The following is a 14451-nucleotide window of genomic DNA, read 5'->3' as shown; positions in this document are numbered from 1 at the left end:
TCCCAGTACCTCCACCGGAAATGGACTCAGGAAATCCCGGGAGGAACCCGGCGGCAGCACAAGAAAGGGGAGAGTTCGCTGGTGCTCCGGGCTGCCTGCTCGGCGGCAAACACGGAATCGGCGATCCCCACCCGGGCCTCCACGCCGAGGCGGTCGGCCGATTCTAGGACGGCGCCGGCGGCCGTTTCCTCACCGCCGTAATACCTGGCGGCGCCCCGGGCCCGGATAGCGCATAGGCCAGGGCGGAGTACTTCCACGCCAGGAGTCCGTTCCTCGAGCGACGAGAGCACAGGTTCGAATTCCCGCGCATCCCGCACCGGATCAACGGCGCATACCACCAGGCGGGGACAGCGGGTCTGCGCTTCCCGCAGCCGCAAGCCCCGGACCACTCCTTCTGCCCGTGCTTCCGCGGAGCAGGCAGCTATGACACCTTGGCCGATGACTGCCGCCGGTACGTCCGGGGGCAGGGCATCGGCCAGGCGGGCGGCGACAAGTGGCCAATCCGGGAACCATGTCACCAGCGCGCGTGCCGGTGTTTCAACCCGTACCGGCATCATGCTCCAATCCGATGACTGGAGAGATCTACCGGGCCGCTGTCCGCAAGATCCACGGATGCCCTGCGGGAACTGCCCCGCAGGGCGACTTCGAGCTCGAGCTCCTGCTTGGCGAAATGTCCATGACCCTGCCCGAGCCCGGCCCACTCATATCCATTCACCTGCAAGACGGCTTCACTCTGTGGCCATGGTCCCAGGACAAGCAGGACGGAACTCCGTTCCCGGAGCCTGGCTCCCAAGCGGGCAGCCTCGGCCGGTGCGACTCTTTCCGGGGCGCAGGCAAGCACCACCGAGAGCACGTCCGCCATGGCGGCGATCACCGGCGTCCAACTGGGCCCAGGGTCAGGCACCAGCACCAGCCGATCAAGAGCAATGCCGAAACCTGCCGCCGCCTCGACCCCGAAGTCAGGAAGCCCTGCCACTCCGCACCACGAGCCATTGCGTGAGGGGCCAGCCAACAAGGCCATTGCCAGTGACATGGATCCCTGTACGGAATACGCCGCACCCGGGCGAAGCCCGCCCGGTAGGAGTCGGCTGAGTGAGGGGAGTACGGGCAGCGAGCGTTCGCTGCCGCGCTTGCCCTGCATGAGGTGGATTTTCGCCTGTAAGTCATCGCGCAGCAAAGCTGGCGAGGCGGAATTCAGGCGAGAAGGCATGCTCCAATTTTCGAACATATATTCGAATGAGTCAATCGGGGCAGCTCGCCGGGTTTCCCTTCGCTGGTTCCCGCCACCACGTCACGCTCGACATCGACACTGCCAGAATCGAGGCGAGGATCAACGCCGAGGCCGGGGCGGCAACGGCCCATGGTGCCCGCTCCACGTAGTTGATGCCCTCAGCCAGGATGAGGCCCCATTCGGGCGACGGCTGATGGGGGCCGAGACCGAGGAACCCCAAGGCGGCCAGGGCCAACGCGATTCCCGGTACCCGGAGCATCGAATGCCTGAAAACGGGGCCGAGGATCGCCGGAAGAATGTAGCGCCAGAGGACGCGGAACCGCCCCACACCCAGGACGGGAAGGATTTTCACGTGGGGTTGCGCCCTGGCCTCCTGCGCCAAGGATGCTGTGTGGGCGGCGAGGGGCGCCCAGCTGACCAGCGTGACGGCTATCGCCGCTCCTTCGGCCGAGGGCCCGGTCATCACCGCAACGATCATCCCGGCCAGGATGGGCGGAGCAGCGTTGGCTATTTCAAGAGGACCGGTCGCCGCGAGCGGGAAGAGCCCGACGACGATCCCGATCACCAGGCAGGCCAGAACCACGAGCAAGGCTGTTCCCAAGGTGGACACGGCTCCATGTCCCACCCGGGCAAGGAGATCCCGTCCGCTCGCATCCGCCCCGAAAGGCAGCTCGAAGCCCGGGCTGGCAAGCCGGGCGTGGCTCGATGTGAATGGATCGCGAAGCAAGCCCGCGACGACGATGAGCAGCAACGCTCCCGCCGCGACGAGCGGAACGGCGGCATCCCGCCGTCGTGATCTTCCCTGCGAGTCCGGAACAGGAACCGTCCCCGATCGCAGCGCTGCTCCCAGCAGGAGGTAGCGTGCCGCCGCGCTGAGGGAACCTGCCCCAACGGCCAGCAGCAGCAGGGCCAACACTCCTGCCTGCAGCGCGGGTATGTCCTGGGCGCTCGCCGCGCCCAGGACTGCCCGGCCCAATCCGGGAATCGCAAAAACCTTCTCCACGGCAACCGCTCCGCCGGTGAGGCCGATGAGGACAAGCCCGATCTGGCTCATCACCGACGGCAAGGCCCGGCGGAGCACCGCCGCAGTGAGCTTGACGCGGCTTGCTCCGGCCATGGCCCAGGTACCCACCCATTTTTCGGCAAACGCCAAGCTGATCGCATCGGAAAGCAGGCGCCCGATCAGGCCACCAGCGGGCAGGCCCAAGGCGAGCGACGGCAACACCGCGTGATTTAGTCCCTGCCAGCCGTATGGCGGGAACCAGCCAAGCCACACCGCGCCGATCACAAGGAGCATCGCCGCCAAAAGGAACTCAGGGAGGGCGGTCATGGCCGCAGCCACGACGCCGGAGCCCCGCCCTGGCTTCCCGGCCAGCCCCCGCACTACGGACGGGACGCACAGCGCGGTCGCCACAGCCGTTGCGACGGCCACCGCGCAAAGCATCAGGGTGACGGAGACTCCCAAGGTTTCCAGAGTGCCGGGACCAACAGGCGTGTTGGTGATCCAGGAATTTCCCATATCTCCCCGCAATAGCCCTCCGGCCCAGTTGAGGAAGATGCGCAAAGGTCCCTGATCGAGCCCGAGCTCCGCGCGGATCATGCCCAGCGTTTCATCAGTCGCCTCCCTGTCGGCGTAGCGGGCACGCAGGATGGTGTACTCCGGACTCTGTCCCGAAAGCCAAGGCAGGAGTCCGATCAACACAACAATCGAGAGGAGGGCCGCGGTTCGGGACGCCGCGGCTTTGATGAACGCCGGGCGCCGCATCAGCCAGCGATTCCTGTCTTGCCGGTGATCAGGGCGCGCTCGCGGGGATCACGTTCCACATTGCGGATCCTGGCCGATTCGCCTTGGATGACGCGTTCGTGCAGCAGCGGCACGGCCGCGTCCCTTGAGAGGATCAGTGCCTCGGCTGCGGCGATTGCTGCCCGGCGCTCCGGTCCTGCGGGGATGGCTGCGGCCTTGCTCAGTGCCGCGTCCACCTCCGGATCGCAGAACTGGGAGATGTTGAAGGAACCCTTGCAGGAGAAGTCGCTGAACATGTAGGCGACGGGGTCGCCGGAGTCCAGGACCGTGGCCCGGGACAGGATGAAGGCATCGAACTTGCCTGCCAGGGCGTCCGCCTCGATGTGCTGGTACTCGCGGACTTCCTGCTCCACGATGAAACCGGCGGCCTCGAGCTGCTGTTCAAGCTGCACGGCGACCTCGGGAAGTTCGGCCCGATCCGTGAACGTGCCGAGTTTGATGCGGCGGCCGTTGACGGGGGCTGCTTCTGCCCTTTTCTTCAACGCCTCGATGTATGAAGCGTTTTGCCGTTCCTTGGCCGCCCAGGGGAGCGCCGGGCCCAGCAGGCCTTCGGCGGTGTCCGCCCGTCCTTCGTAGACGCGATCGACAATGGTGGCCCGTTCGACTGACATCCGTGCCGCTGCCCGGACCGCAGGATCGGCGAAGGGCCCGGCCTTGGTGTTCAGGTAGAGAGTGTTGGTGCGGGGCATCGGGACTTCATGGATCAAGTCCGCCTTGATCTGGGCGACCTGGCCTACCGGAATGGCCTCTACGACGTCGGCCGTTCCGGTCCGAAGTGCGGCGGCGCGCGCCGTGCCGTCGGGGACATACTGGACGTCGACGCCACTGCTTACGGCCTTCTCGCCCCAGTACCCGGCGAAACGGTTGAGGGTTGCAGAGCTGGTACCGTCTGCCGCCGTAAGGACGTAGGGGCCGGTGCCGGCGTTGATAGGGCTGACGACGCCGCCGGCCTTGTAGGCGGAGGCGGCAAGGATGGAAAGCTGGGGACTCGAAAGCCGCTGCGGCACCAACGGATCATCCGTCTGGGTAGTGACGACGACGGCGTTCCCGCCGTCCGTGCGGACGCTCAGCTGGACGCCGTCGAGGATCCGCGGCTTGGGCTTTGCGTTGGCCGCCGCCGTCAACGATGCGGCCGCCTGCTCCGCCGTCAGGAGCGTCCCGTCATGGAATTTCACGCCCGCACGCAGCTCAAAGCGCCAGTTCTTACTGTCCAGCTGCTTCCACGCCGTTGAAAGCGATGGCTGGGCGTCGCCGAGGGAGTCCAGGACAACCAGGGTCTCCGCGGTCTTCCAACGCGAGAGTTTGAAGGCGTCATCGCTCAGTGGAGTGAGTCCTGAACGGGGTGGCTGCAACATGGCCACTTTGATCCGGGAGTCAGCACTGCTGGACGGTGAAGCGTTGCCTTGGGCGAAGCAGCCGCTGAGGGCGGCGGCCAGCGAGGAGGAGAGGAGTATCGCGGCAACTGCTTTTGGACGTGGAATAGCCATGGATTGGTGCCTGTCTTTCGTGGGTGTGAGTGATTAGGCCGGTTTAATTTGTTGCGGTCGCTGCACCGGGATGGGTGCCTTCACGGGTCATCCTTGAACCTGCTTAGCCGGGGAATGGAAGCTACGAGTTCCAGGGTTTCCGGGGTCTGCGGGTCGGTGTACACGGACGGGGTAGGTCCCTGTTCCACGATGCGTCCTCCGGAGAGAACCAGCGTTTGCGAACACAGCCGGGCGACGGCGGCCAGATCGTGCGACACAAAAAGCAGCCCAAGCCCGTCACGATGGATCAGTTGTTCCATGAGGTCCAAGACCGTGTTCCTGAGGGGAAGATCGAGCCCGCTGACCGGCTCATCAGCCAGGAGGATGCTCGGCGCGGGGACCAGGGCCCGTGCAATGGCCACGCGTTGGTTTTGCCCACCGGAAAGTTCGCGGGGCCGGCGCGTAAGCATGCCCGGATCGAGATCGACCCGTTGCAAGGCATTCAGGATCATCCCGCGGTGGTCTCCGCCGATGCGCAATTGCCTCAGGGGTTCCAGGAGAAGGCGTTCCACGTTCATGCGTGGGTCGAGGCTCGCCGCCGGATTCTGCGGGATGTATTGCACCGCACGGCGGTACCACCTCAAGGACGGGGTCGGGCCGGGCACAACCGGGGTGCCGTTGAATGAGACGGCTCCGGCATTCGGCTTCTCCAAAGCAAGCAAGATCCGCAGGAGCGTTGATTTTCCGGCGCCTGAGCCGCCCACCAGTCCGATGCTGTCCCCGGAGGCAACGCTGAGGGAAACATCCTGCAACGCGTGCCGGGCTGGCCGTCGTCGGATGAGGCCCCCGTCCGGGTAGCTGAGACCTAGATTGTCGGCGCTCAAAGTTGCGCTCATGCCGTAGCTTCCCAGCAGAGGGAATCAAAGCCGACATGGGCAGCTTCCACCAGTTGCCGCGTGTAATAGTGGGCGGGCCGGTCCACAAGGGACTCCATCGACCCCTCCTCGACGATCCGGCCGGACTTCAAGACAAGGGCCTGATGGCAAAAGGCCGCAGCGACAGCCAAGTCGTGCGTGATGAACAGGATTGCGCCGGATGATGTGGAATTCTGCGCCAGGGCATCGAGGACCTTTGCCTGGCTGACCACGTCCAGTGCAGTGGTGGGTTCATCCGCCACCAAGACGGAGCTACGGCAGGCCAGGGCGAGCGCGATGCAGACCCGTTGCAGTTGTCCGCCCGACAATTCGCCGCTGAAGCTTTCCATAGTCCGTTCGGCTTCCTCTATTCCCACCGACGCGAGCAGCTCAAGTGCCCGTTGCCGTGCCATGGGGGCCGGGAGTCCGGCCTTTCGCAGCGGGATCTCAAGCTGTTTGCCAAGGCGCACCAAGGGATTGAGTGCTGACATCGGGTCCTGATGGATTGCGGTGATCCCCGCGCGATTGCTTCGCCTGGTGGACAACGGCACCTCCACTCCGTTGATCTGCATCCGCCCGGAAGCACTCATTCCGGCTGGAAGCTGCCCCAGCAGGGCAGCTGCGGTCAGCGACTTGCCTGAACCCGAGGCGCCGAGAAGAGCCGTCCTGACGCCGGGCTCAATGGTGAAACTGACTCCGTCAACCAGGGCGCGCCCCCGCAGGGACACCCTCAAGTCTTGAACCAGGAGGGCAGGTTGCATGGGGAAACTTTCGGGTAGGAGCGATGATGGAGTATTGATGCTATCAATACTCATTCTCATTAGTAGAATTTTTGAGACGCACTGAGATTCCCCGTGCTCTTGCCAAGTAGCTACGGTCGGCGGTTAGGGTGGGGACGTGGATTTCGAGCACGGCTACGCCGACAACGGCTCCCTCCTGATGTATTACGAGGTTCATGGCGAACCTCGGCCGGGCCGCGTGCCGCTGCTATTGATCCACGGCGGCGGGTCCACGATCGAATCGAACTTCCGGGAGCTCATCCCGCTGCTGACGGAGACGAGGCAGGTCATCGCCGTCGAAGAGGAAGGCCATGGTCACACGGCGCCGATCGACCGCCCACTCACCGCCGAAAACTCAGCCGCAGATGTTGCGGCTGTACTTCGTCAGCTGGACGTTCCCTTGGTCGATGTGCTCGGCTTCAGCGCTGGCGGGCATAATGCTGACTTTTCCGGGATGGTCCGATGATCAGTTGGGCACCATCACGGCTTCGACTCTCGTGTTGCTCGCGGATCGCGACGTGATCAAGCCCGAGCATGCGGTGCGGATGGTCCGGGCCATTCCGGGGAGCCGTCTGATGATCGTGCCGGGAAACCATGGGGACTACCTTGGGGAGCAGGCCGCCAGCGACGGCGATCTCCGGACCATGGGCGCGACCCTTCCTTTCCTCCTGCGCCACCTCGACGAAGATTAACGGGCGGTCCAGGAGAGCTGCCGGAGGGCTGCCTCCATCACGTTATCGCGGCGTGGAGAGCTGCGGCGTTGTCCGCCAGCCACGCTTGGCGGCGAAGAATCTTTTCGCCGACGCCTTCGTCCCACATCCTCTTCCAGCCTCCACCCTTGGTGAGCGCGTTGCGGCGCATCAAATGCCAAGAGCGGTCGGCGCCGTTCCGGGCTACGTCAACCACCTTCGCGCGATCGGCCGGAGCCAAGCCATAGCCGTCGACCAGTGCGGCGCCCCGGGAGGCGGCGTCTACCTTGCGCATCACCGGATCGCGGTCGGTGACGGGCATCCAGGCGCCCCACCAGAGGAGCAGGTTCGCGACTTCTTCCGCTCGGGTTGCGGGGCGCACCAAGTCGAAGTCGATCAGGGCGACGGCGGCACCTTCCCGGAAAACGACGTTCTCCGGGGTGATGTCCATGTGAGCGAGGAATGTTGCTGGCCCCGCAATCGGGGACGGGCATCCATCGGGATCGGCAAGGCTGCCAGTGCGTGCCCAGTCGGGTACACCAAGCGGCTGCACAGCGTCATCGTAGGCCCGCACCAAGCGCGCGACGCTGATGGCGCTCGATTCGTCGGCGACCCAACGTGGCCAGGGGCGGCTTGCGGTGTCGCCGGGGACGAAGCTCAAGGCATCCCGGCCGTTTTCGTCGATGCCCAGGAAACGGGGCGCTCCCTGGAATCCGGCCGATTGAAGGAAATCCAAGAGGCGTCGGACTCGCGGCGAAACATCGCTCGCCGGGCGCCGCACTGTGCCGCCAACCCGGATGAGCCCCTCCGTCACCTCTCCTCCGAGTAGTGGAACTGGAGGCTCCGGCTGGTCGGGTTCGACGTACGGACGGGTCTCTGTGGCCATCGTTCGATGCTGCCATGGTTGGGTTGGTGACACCAGCCCGGAAGTCCGGAAGCTGCACGGCACGCAGGGTTCTCCCATTCGGAAGTGATATGACTTCGGATGGGATTGAACCGGAAGCACTCAGGAGGATTGACAGGGTATGTTCCGAAGCTGGTTTGTTGTGGGCGCCCTGGTGCTGCTTTTCGGGGTGGCCGCTGTATTGGGTTTCGGGGCCATCTTCCGGGCCAAAGGCGTGGCGGCCAGGATTGAGGCGGCCGCCGCAGGGGTCTTGGCTGCGGCCATGGTGGTAGTTGGATTCGGATGGGCGCCGCTCGCCGTCGTGCCGTTAGGGGCAGTGATTGGCGTTGTCTTCATTGCATTCGCCACAAGGATCGTGTATCGAGGAAAAGGGCCTGGGGAGACCGGACGATGGCCGGCGATTTATGGCGCACTGGTGACGGCCCTTTCAGGCTGGGTGCTGTTTTCCGCTTCGAGTGGGACTGGATCCGCGTCGGATCATCCAGGACACCAACTAGGCATCATCCTTGTGGACATTATGGGCGCGCTGCTCATGCTGTTCGCGGCCACCGGGTGGCTGTTGGGCACGTTCGCGATGCCTGCCGAGAGCAAATCGCACGCCGTGCCTCGATTGACAGGGGTCCGCGAGGCCCTGATGGCTGCTGGACTCGCTGTCGCGTTCTACGCCATCTCCTAGGCCGGCGTCAGGATCCCCAGCTGGCCTTCTTTTGGGCGGCGGTGGCCTCCAACTGCACCACTTGATCGAACCGGCCCTCTTTGAGCGCTTTCGAGACGGCCTGCAGTAGCTCAGCCCTGGACAAGGCGCCGTCGGACTTGAGGGTCCTGACGAAATGGTAGGTGAATGCGCCGTTGTATCTGCCATCAATGAACGCATCAGTGGCCGTCTGGTCGTCCCGGCACGCGGCCATGAGCACTGCCTGCACGCCGTCGGCGCCGTTGGTGCCTTGGGACAGTTCCTTCAAGGACGACTTCTTGGTGGTCCCGAGGGTCTCCACGCTCCTGAGTCCCTCGGGCGTGGGCGGCGGCAGGAATCGTGGGCGCCGCCCGGGAATCAGGTCCAGTGCGCGTAGGCCTGTGCCGCTGTGGCACGTGTCCAGGACAACGTCCATGCGCGCCGACGCGGGCAAGCGAAGCAGCAGTTCGTGCAACTCGTCGTCGACTATCACGGTGTCTTTGTTCCAGGAATCGCCGGCGCTGTCGATGTCATAGCACGCGAAACACTCGTCCAAGCCGTCGGCCTCGTCACCATTCGTGTCCGGGATCTGCGTGCCATGGCTGGAGAAGGTGAACACGATCTGGCCGAGGTCACCGCGTTCCGCGCGTTCCACCAGCCCGTTCAACGCTCCCAAGACCGCGGTCTTTGACGCTTCGGCATCCACCAGGACTGTGACGTCGCCAGGTGCGAAACCGTACTGCTCCCGCAACAAGGCAGCGAGGTCGTTTGCATCGTTGACGCACCCGTGGAGCCAACTGCTTTGCGGCAGATTCTTGAAGTTGTTGATTCCCACACACAATGCCGCGCGCGTGAGATTTGTCTTGTTGACGGCTGCTTCGCTCATGAACCCACATCCTCATTCGGGATAGCCCCAAGGAACCACGGCTGCCGAGTACCCGGCGCCACCATCGTAGTCCTGTTGGACCCTCTTGCGCCCTGGAAATCCCGGACAAGTTTCCGGACTTTGGCCAGGCCCAACGCAGGTGCCCAAGCGCTCGGGAGAACGGCTCGGCGGCGGTTTTAGAATGGAGCCATGATCGACATTTCGGTCGAGAAGGTGGCCCTTCTCCTGATCATCGCGGTGCTGGTTCTTGGACCAACGAAACTTCCCGAGTATGCGAGGAAGCTTGGAAGGCTCATCCGTGAATTGCGGCGCATGGCGTCCGGCGCGCAAGAAAAGCTCCGTCAGGAGCTCGGCCCGGAATTCGAGGACATCGATTGGCGCAAGATGGATCCGCGCCAATACGATCCCCGCCGGATCATCCGCGAAGCCCTCTTGGAGGAAGAACCTCTTCCGCAGCCCGCCGCCTCCATGCCAACGTCACCTCCGGCGTCGCCCCCTGCCCGGCCTGCAGTAAGGTTGGCGGCCGGGCAGAAGGCTCCTTTCGACGACGAGTCCACCTGATCTGTCAGTCGAGGCGCGGTGTGCGCGGGGGTGTGGTGCGGCGGGCGCCGGTTGCTTCGAAGGCCGCGGCCAAGGCGAGCAGTGTGGTGTCGTCGTAGGCGCGGCCGGCGAAGGTGAGTCCTACAGGCATGCCGGTATCGGTCATGGTGCCCATGGGGACGGTGACGGTGGGGATGCCCAAGTGGCGGGGGACGAGGTTGCCGTTGGCGACCCAGACGCCGTTGCGCCAGCCGAGATCGGCTGAGGTTTCGTTGACGTCCATGTCGGCGGGCCCGACGTCGGCAGCGGCGGGGAAGAGGACGGCGTCCAGCTTGTGGTGGTCCATCCATTCCTCGAGGTCGAGCCGGCGGGTTTGTTCGAGTCCGTGGAGGCCTTCTTCGAGGTGCGGGATGTCCGTGACGGAAGCAACCAGGTGCGCGCGGAGGTGTGCGGGGTAGTCGGCGATGTCGTCGTCGAACCCGTGGTAGCGGTCCGGGAGCGCGCCGTCGGGGTGCGGGAAGATGGCGGTGCCGTCGACGTCGGCCAGGGTGTTGAGGGCGGGGTCGGCGTTGGCTGCGAGGAAGTCGTCCCAGGCCCAGGCGGAGAGGTCGGTGATCTCGCTTTTGAGGTATTCGGGGCTGACGAGTCCGCGGCTGGCGATGGTGGGTGCGCCGGGACGGTCGCCTTCGTAGTTGGAGACCACGGGGAAGTCCACGAGTACCACTTCGGCGCCGGCTGCTTCGAGGTCCCGCCTGGCGGCTTCCCAGAGTTCGATGACCGTTTCGCGCGTCTGGATTCGTTGGCCGGTGGGTCCGCCGATGCCGGGGGTTTCGCTGGTGCCGGCGTCGGCGTCCGCGTTGATGTACATGGCCGGGACGCCGAAGCGCTTGCCACTCAGCGCCGAGCGCGCGCCGTCGACGTCGCTTGGTGCCAGTGCCGGGTAGGAGGCCGGGCGGACTTTGGACGCGGCGGGGATTTCCACCCAGGGCTGGGTGCGCCAGAAGTCGCCGCGGGTTTCGGCGTCGTCGGCGACGATGACGTCGAGTAGTTCCAGGAGGTCGGCCATGGTCCGGGTGTGGGGTACCACGACGTCCATGGTGGGCACGAGCGGCCAATTGCCACGCACAGAGATGACCCCGCGGGAGGGGGTGTACGCGCAGAGGGCGTTGTTCGACGCCGGTGCGCGGCCGCTGGACCAGGTTTCCTCGCCCAGCCCGAAGGCTCCGAAGCTTGCCGCGGTGGCGGTGCCGGAGCCGTTGGAAGATCCGGAGCCGAAGGCCGCGGTGAGGTAGCGGGCGTTGTACGGGCTTTCGGCGCGGCCATAGACTCCGCGTTGCATCCCGCCGTTGGCCATGGGGGGCATGTTGGTCAGGCCGATGAGCACGGCGCCGGCGGCGCGGAGGCGTTCGATGGTGAAGGCGTCCCGCTGGGCGGTGAGGTGTTCGAAGGCGGGGGAGCCGGCGGCTGCGGTGAGGCCTTTGGCGAGGTAGCTGTCCTTGGCGGTGTAGGGGATGCCGTCCAGCGGGCCCCTGCCCTCCCCGCGCGCCCGGCGTTCGTCGGAGGCGCGGGCATCGGTGAGTGCGTCGGGGTTCATGACGACGAGGGCGTTGAGTTTGATGCCGTTGCGGTCGTAGGCGTCGATGCGGTCCAGGTAGGCCTGGGTGAGTTCCTCGCTGGTGACTTTCCCGGTGTCCAGGGCGGTCCGCAGTTGCGCGATGGAGGCCTCGACGACGTCGAAGCGGCTCACCGTGCCACCGGCCCGTTGAGTTTGGGCTGCTGCTGCGTGATGCAGTGGATGCCTCCACCCCGGGCAAGGATCGGCCTGGCGTCAAGAGTCACGACGCGACGGCCCGGGTAGGCCTCCGCCAGGATCTCCGCGGCCAAGGCGTCGGCTCGTTCTTCGCCATAGCCGCACGCGATCACGCCGCCGTTGACCACGAGGTGGTTGACGTAGCTCCAGTCGACGAAGCCTTCTTCGTCGCGCAGGGTCTGGGGCGCAGGCAGCGGAATGATCTCGAACGGCTTTCCCGCGGCATCCCTCTGGGTCTCGAAGAAGCCTTGCAGGGTGCGGCTGACCTCGAAATCGGGATGTTCGGGGTTGGTCTGTGAGTGCAACAAAACCCGGCCGGGGGAGGGCAGGGTGGCCACCATGTCGATGTGGCCGCGCGTCCCGAGGTCCTCGTAGTCACGCGTGAGGCCTCGCGGCACCCACACGGTGTGCGTAGTGCCCAGTGTCCGGGTCAGTTCCGCCTCGACGCGGGCCTTGTCAGCATAGGGGTTCCGGGCCGGATCGAGTTGAACGGTTTCGGTAACGAGAACGGTGCCCTCGCCGTCGACGTGGATGGCTCCACCTTCGTTGACCAGCAACGAATCGACCACTTCCGCGCCGGCCTTTTCGGCAACAAAACGTGCCATCCCGGCGCTCTTTTGCCACTCGGACCAAGCCGGTGCACCCCAGCCGTTGAAGATCCAATCCACTGCGCCGAGCACGCCGGGACGTTCGTCGTCGACGACGAAGGTGGGTCCGACGTCGCGCATCCAGAATTCGTCGAGCGGTGCCTCAAGCTGTTCGATCCCGGAGCCGAGCATGCGGCGGGCCCGGTCCCGTTCGCTGGGGTCGACCACCATGGTGACCGGTTCGAATTCGGACACGGCGTGCGCGACGGCGGTCCAGGCGGCGTAGGCCTCTTCCGCCGACGCCGGGTCCTCGCCCAATGTCAGTCCGGTGCGGGGGAACGCCATCCAGGTGCGCTCGTGCGGTGCGGTTTCGGCTGGCATTCTCCAGGCCATGGAAGACTCCTCTGTATTTGAGGTGGAAGCCGCGCGGGCCAGGGCGTCCTTGCCGTGGCTTGTGGCTGTGGATTTACGATTCTTATTGATCACTCGATCAATAAGAAGAAAATTTACTTTAGACTGTTGAGTGATGTCAAGCACCATACAGAAACGCACCGGGCGGAAGACGCCAGCCGAACGCGCGGCCGAAATAGCCGAGGCTGCCAAGGAAATAGCGCTTGAGCAGGGGCTTTCCGCCATCACCCTGCGCAATGTGGCAGCGCGGGTGGGGGTGGCCTCAGGCCTCGTTGCGCACTACCAGCCAAATGTGGACGCGCTGGTGGCGGGCATCTTTACGACCATTGTGGCGGCGGAAACCGATGAGGTCTCGGGCCTTCTGGATCGGCTGCCGACGCCGTTGGAACGGCTCGGGATGCTCCTTGAGACGCTCATGGACGGCAGCCGTCTAGACGTCACTGCCATCTGGGTGGAGGCATGGACCCTGGGGCGCCGGAACGAAGCGCTTGCGGCCTGCGTCCGTGAGCAGATGGATGCTTGGCAGGCGGTGGTGCAGAGTGTTGTCGAAGCGGGGATCGCGTCCGGTGAGTTCGAGACTTTCGACGCTCCATCCGTTGCCTGGCAGATCCTGGGCATGGTGGACGGCCTGAATGCCCAGGCGTTGGTGCGTTGGGACGGCGTCAGCGACCGCGGTACGCACCTCGCCCGCGCTGTTGAAGGCATGGTGGGCGCGGCCCGCGGTTCACTGCTTCCGCCTCCAGCTGGATAGCCCGTCCGCTCATTGGGCGAAACGCACGCTGGCGCCGTCGAACCATCGGTGGATGGGCTCCCCGCCCGCTTCCCGGATGACGACGTCGAGGAGCTCTGTTGCGGACGCTCCGTACTTCCGTGCCGCGAGGTCGATCGACGTGATGTGGGGGTTCCCGGCTTCGAGGGAGGGAATGCCTGCGAAGGATACGAGGTCGAGCTGCTTGCCGAGCGTGAGGCCGCGGCCTTCGAGCACGATCTGGCATTGCGCGGCATGTCCTTGGGCGCCACAAACCAAGGCGTCGGCCCCTCCTTTGTCCACTGCGGCTGTTACGGCGGCGACCATACTGCGCGGACCTCCATTGGCGTCGACCTCCAGGACGTTGGGTTCGATTCCGTGGGCATGGCACCACGTGAGGTAGGTTACGCGGGTTTCGACGGCCCATGATGACGAGAAAGCGTCGTCGACGGCGATCAGCGCCGGGCGCCGTCTTCCGCGGGACAGCAGGTGGTCCAGGATGGCGGTCTGCAATTCGGCATGATGGGCCTCGAGTGTGCCCCGCACGCGCTCCTCGCCGGGGCCGGAGTATTTGCCGACGGTTACCGTGGGTACGCCCTCCTCGAGGAGTGCTGCCACAAGTGATTCACCAGGGGCCGGATCGATGGCGATCACGCCGTCCACTTGGAACGCCCGTTCCGGAGAGAACTCGCGCGCAAAGAGCATGACATCGTAGTCGGCGGAGGCGGCGCCCTCAGTGACTCCGAAGGAGAAGTCCATGTAGAAGGCCAGGCTGCGGGCAACGGGTGGGATGTACAAGCCGATGGTGCCAATGCGGCTTACCCGGAGGCTGCGGGCCGCGCGATTGGTGACGTAGCCGAGGCGGTTGGCCGTCTCGCGGATCAGCTCGCGCTTTTGATCGGAGATCCGGCCTGTGCCACCCAGGGCGCTTGAGACTGTGGTTTTCGAAAGGCCAAGTTCGCGCGCGATGTCCACAATCGTTGCTCTGCTTCTCGCCATGTCCTCATCC

At 65.2% G+C, this 14451-nt stretch carries 16 protein-coding genes; 5 read left to right on the top strand and 11 right to left on the bottom strand.

Annotated elements, in window-relative coordinates; genetic code table 11:
- Positions 1 to 26: 26 nt before the first annotated feature.
- From ACX5I4_RS12660 to ACX5I4_RS12635, 6 genes are all read right to left on the bottom strand, one after another.
- Positions 27 to 557 carry a Y-family DNA polymerase gene (locus ACX5I4_RS12660; RefSeq protein ID WP_461836974.1) on the bottom strand — a complete coding sequence of 177 codons (531 nt, stop codon included), beginning with the start codon at positions 555 to 557 and terminating at the stop codon, positions 27 to 29.
- Complete coding sequence (locus ACX5I4_RS12655; protein WP_461836973.1) at positions 554 to 1210, bottom strand: hypothetical protein; 657 nt, start codon at positions 1208 to 1210, stop codon at positions 554 to 556. The genes ACX5I4_RS12660 and ACX5I4_RS12655 overlap by 4 nt, the downstream gene beginning before the upstream one ends.
- Positions 1211 to 1241: 31 nt before the next feature.
- The gene (locus ACX5I4_RS12650) at positions 1242 to 2996 is read right to left on the bottom strand and encodes an ABC transporter permease subunit (RefSeq protein WP_461836972.1); all 1755 of its coding nucleotides are present in this window, start codon (positions 2994 to 2996) and stop codon (positions 1242 to 1244) included.
- The gene (locus ACX5I4_RS12645; RefSeq protein WP_461836971.1) at positions 2996 to 4522 is read right to left on the bottom strand and encodes an ABC transporter substrate-binding protein; all 1527 of its coding nucleotides are present in this window, start codon (positions 4520 to 4522) and stop codon (positions 2996 to 2998) included. The genes ACX5I4_RS12650 and ACX5I4_RS12645 overlap by 1 nt, the downstream gene beginning before the upstream one ends.
- Before the next feature lie 80 nt (positions 4523 to 4602).
- Positions 4603 to 5397 (bottom strand): ABC transporter ATP-binding protein, encoded by a 795-nt coding sequence (locus tag ACX5I4_RS12640; RefSeq protein WP_461836970.1) that lies wholly within the window; start codon positions 5395 to 5397, stop codon positions 4603 to 4605.
- Positions 5394 to 6176 (bottom strand): ATP-binding cassette domain-containing protein, encoded by a 783-nt coding sequence (locus tag ACX5I4_RS12635; RefSeq protein WP_461836969.1) that lies wholly within the window; start codon positions 6174 to 6176, stop codon positions 5394 to 5396. The genes ACX5I4_RS12640 and ACX5I4_RS12635 overlap by 4 nt, the downstream gene beginning before the upstream one ends.
- Positions 6177 to 6312: 136 nt before the next feature.
- On the opposite strand from ACX5I4_RS12635, the gene ACX5I4_RS12630 reads away from it, so the two are divergent.
- A complete protein-coding gene (locus ACX5I4_RS12630; protein WP_461836968.1) occupies positions 6313 to 6660 on the top strand; it encodes an alpha/beta fold hydrolase in 348 nt (115 codons plus the stop codon).
- Positions 6632 to 6886: an alpha/beta fold hydrolase gene (locus tag ACX5I4_RS12625; protein WP_461836967.1), complete on the top strand. Its 255-nt coding sequence runs from the start codon at positions 6632 to 6634 to the stop codon at positions 6884 to 6886. The genes ACX5I4_RS12630 and ACX5I4_RS12625 overlap by 29 nt, the downstream gene beginning before the upstream one ends.
- Positions 6887 to 6923: 37 nt before the next feature.
- Here ACX5I4_RS12625 and ACX5I4_RS12620 read toward each other — a convergent pair whose 3' ends face one another.
- Positions 6924 to 7769, bottom strand: a complete 846-nt coding sequence (locus ACX5I4_RS12620) for a phosphotransferase (protein WP_461836966.1) — start codon at positions 7767 to 7769, stop codon at positions 6924 to 6926.
- A 139-nt stretch (positions 7770 to 7908) separates the two neighbouring features.
- Between ACX5I4_RS12620 and ACX5I4_RS12615 the strand changes: the two genes are divergently transcribed.
- Positions 7909 to 8463, top strand: a complete 555-nt coding sequence (locus ACX5I4_RS12615) for a hypothetical protein (RefSeq protein WP_461836965.1) — start codon at positions 7909 to 7911, stop codon at positions 8461 to 8463.
- Between the two features lie 7 nt (positions 8464 to 8470).
- Here ACX5I4_RS12615 and ACX5I4_RS12610 read toward each other — a convergent pair whose 3' ends face one another.
- Positions 8471 to 9346 carry a caspase family protein gene (locus tag ACX5I4_RS12610; RefSeq protein WP_461836964.1) on the bottom strand — a complete coding sequence of 292 codons (876 nt, stop codon included), beginning with the start codon at positions 9344 to 9346 and terminating at the stop codon, positions 8471 to 8473.
- Between the two features lie 189 nt (positions 9347 to 9535).
- On the opposite strand from ACX5I4_RS12610, the gene ACX5I4_RS12605 reads away from it, so the two are divergent.
- Positions 9536 to 9907 (top strand): sec-independent translocase, encoded by a 372-nt coding sequence (locus ACX5I4_RS12605; protein WP_461836963.1) that lies wholly within the window; start codon positions 9536 to 9538, stop codon positions 9905 to 9907.
- A gap of 4 nt (positions 9908 to 9911) precedes the next feature.
- Here the strand turns inward: ACX5I4_RS12605 and ACX5I4_RS12600 are convergent, their stop codons facing one another.
- Both ACX5I4_RS12600 and ACX5I4_RS12595 read right to left on the bottom strand, forming a co-directional pair.
- Positions 9912 to 11633: an amidase gene (locus ACX5I4_RS12600; protein ID WP_461836962.1), complete on the bottom strand. Its 1722-nt coding sequence runs from the start codon at positions 11631 to 11633 to the stop codon at positions 9912 to 9914.
- Positions 11630 to 12676, bottom strand: a complete 1047-nt coding sequence (locus ACX5I4_RS12595) for an agmatine deiminase family protein (RefSeq protein ID WP_461836961.1) — start codon at positions 12674 to 12676, stop codon at positions 11630 to 11632. The genes ACX5I4_RS12600 and ACX5I4_RS12595 overlap by 4 nt, the downstream gene beginning before the upstream one ends.
- A gap of 133 nt (positions 12677 to 12809) precedes the next feature.
- Here ACX5I4_RS12595 and ACX5I4_RS12590 point away from each other — a divergent pair, with 133 nt between their 5' ends.
- On the top strand, positions 12810 to 13445 hold the full coding sequence (locus tag ACX5I4_RS12590) for a TetR/AcrR family transcriptional regulator (RefSeq protein ID WP_461836960.1): 636 nt from the start codon (positions 12810 to 12812) through the stop codon (positions 13443 to 13445).
- A gap of 9 nt (positions 13446 to 13454) precedes the next feature.
- Here the strand turns inward: ACX5I4_RS12590 and ACX5I4_RS12585 are convergent, their stop codons facing one another.
- The gene (locus ACX5I4_RS12585; RefSeq protein ID WP_461836959.1) at positions 13455 to 14441 is read right to left on the bottom strand and encodes a LacI family DNA-binding transcriptional regulator; all 987 of its coding nucleotides are present in this window, start codon (positions 14439 to 14441) and stop codon (positions 13455 to 13457) included.
- Positions 14442 to 14451: the final 10 nt, after the last annotated feature.

Source organism: Arthrobacter sp. MMS24-S77 (genome assembly GCF_054888235.1).
This window is presented reverse-complemented; position numbering and strand designations above follow the sequence as displayed.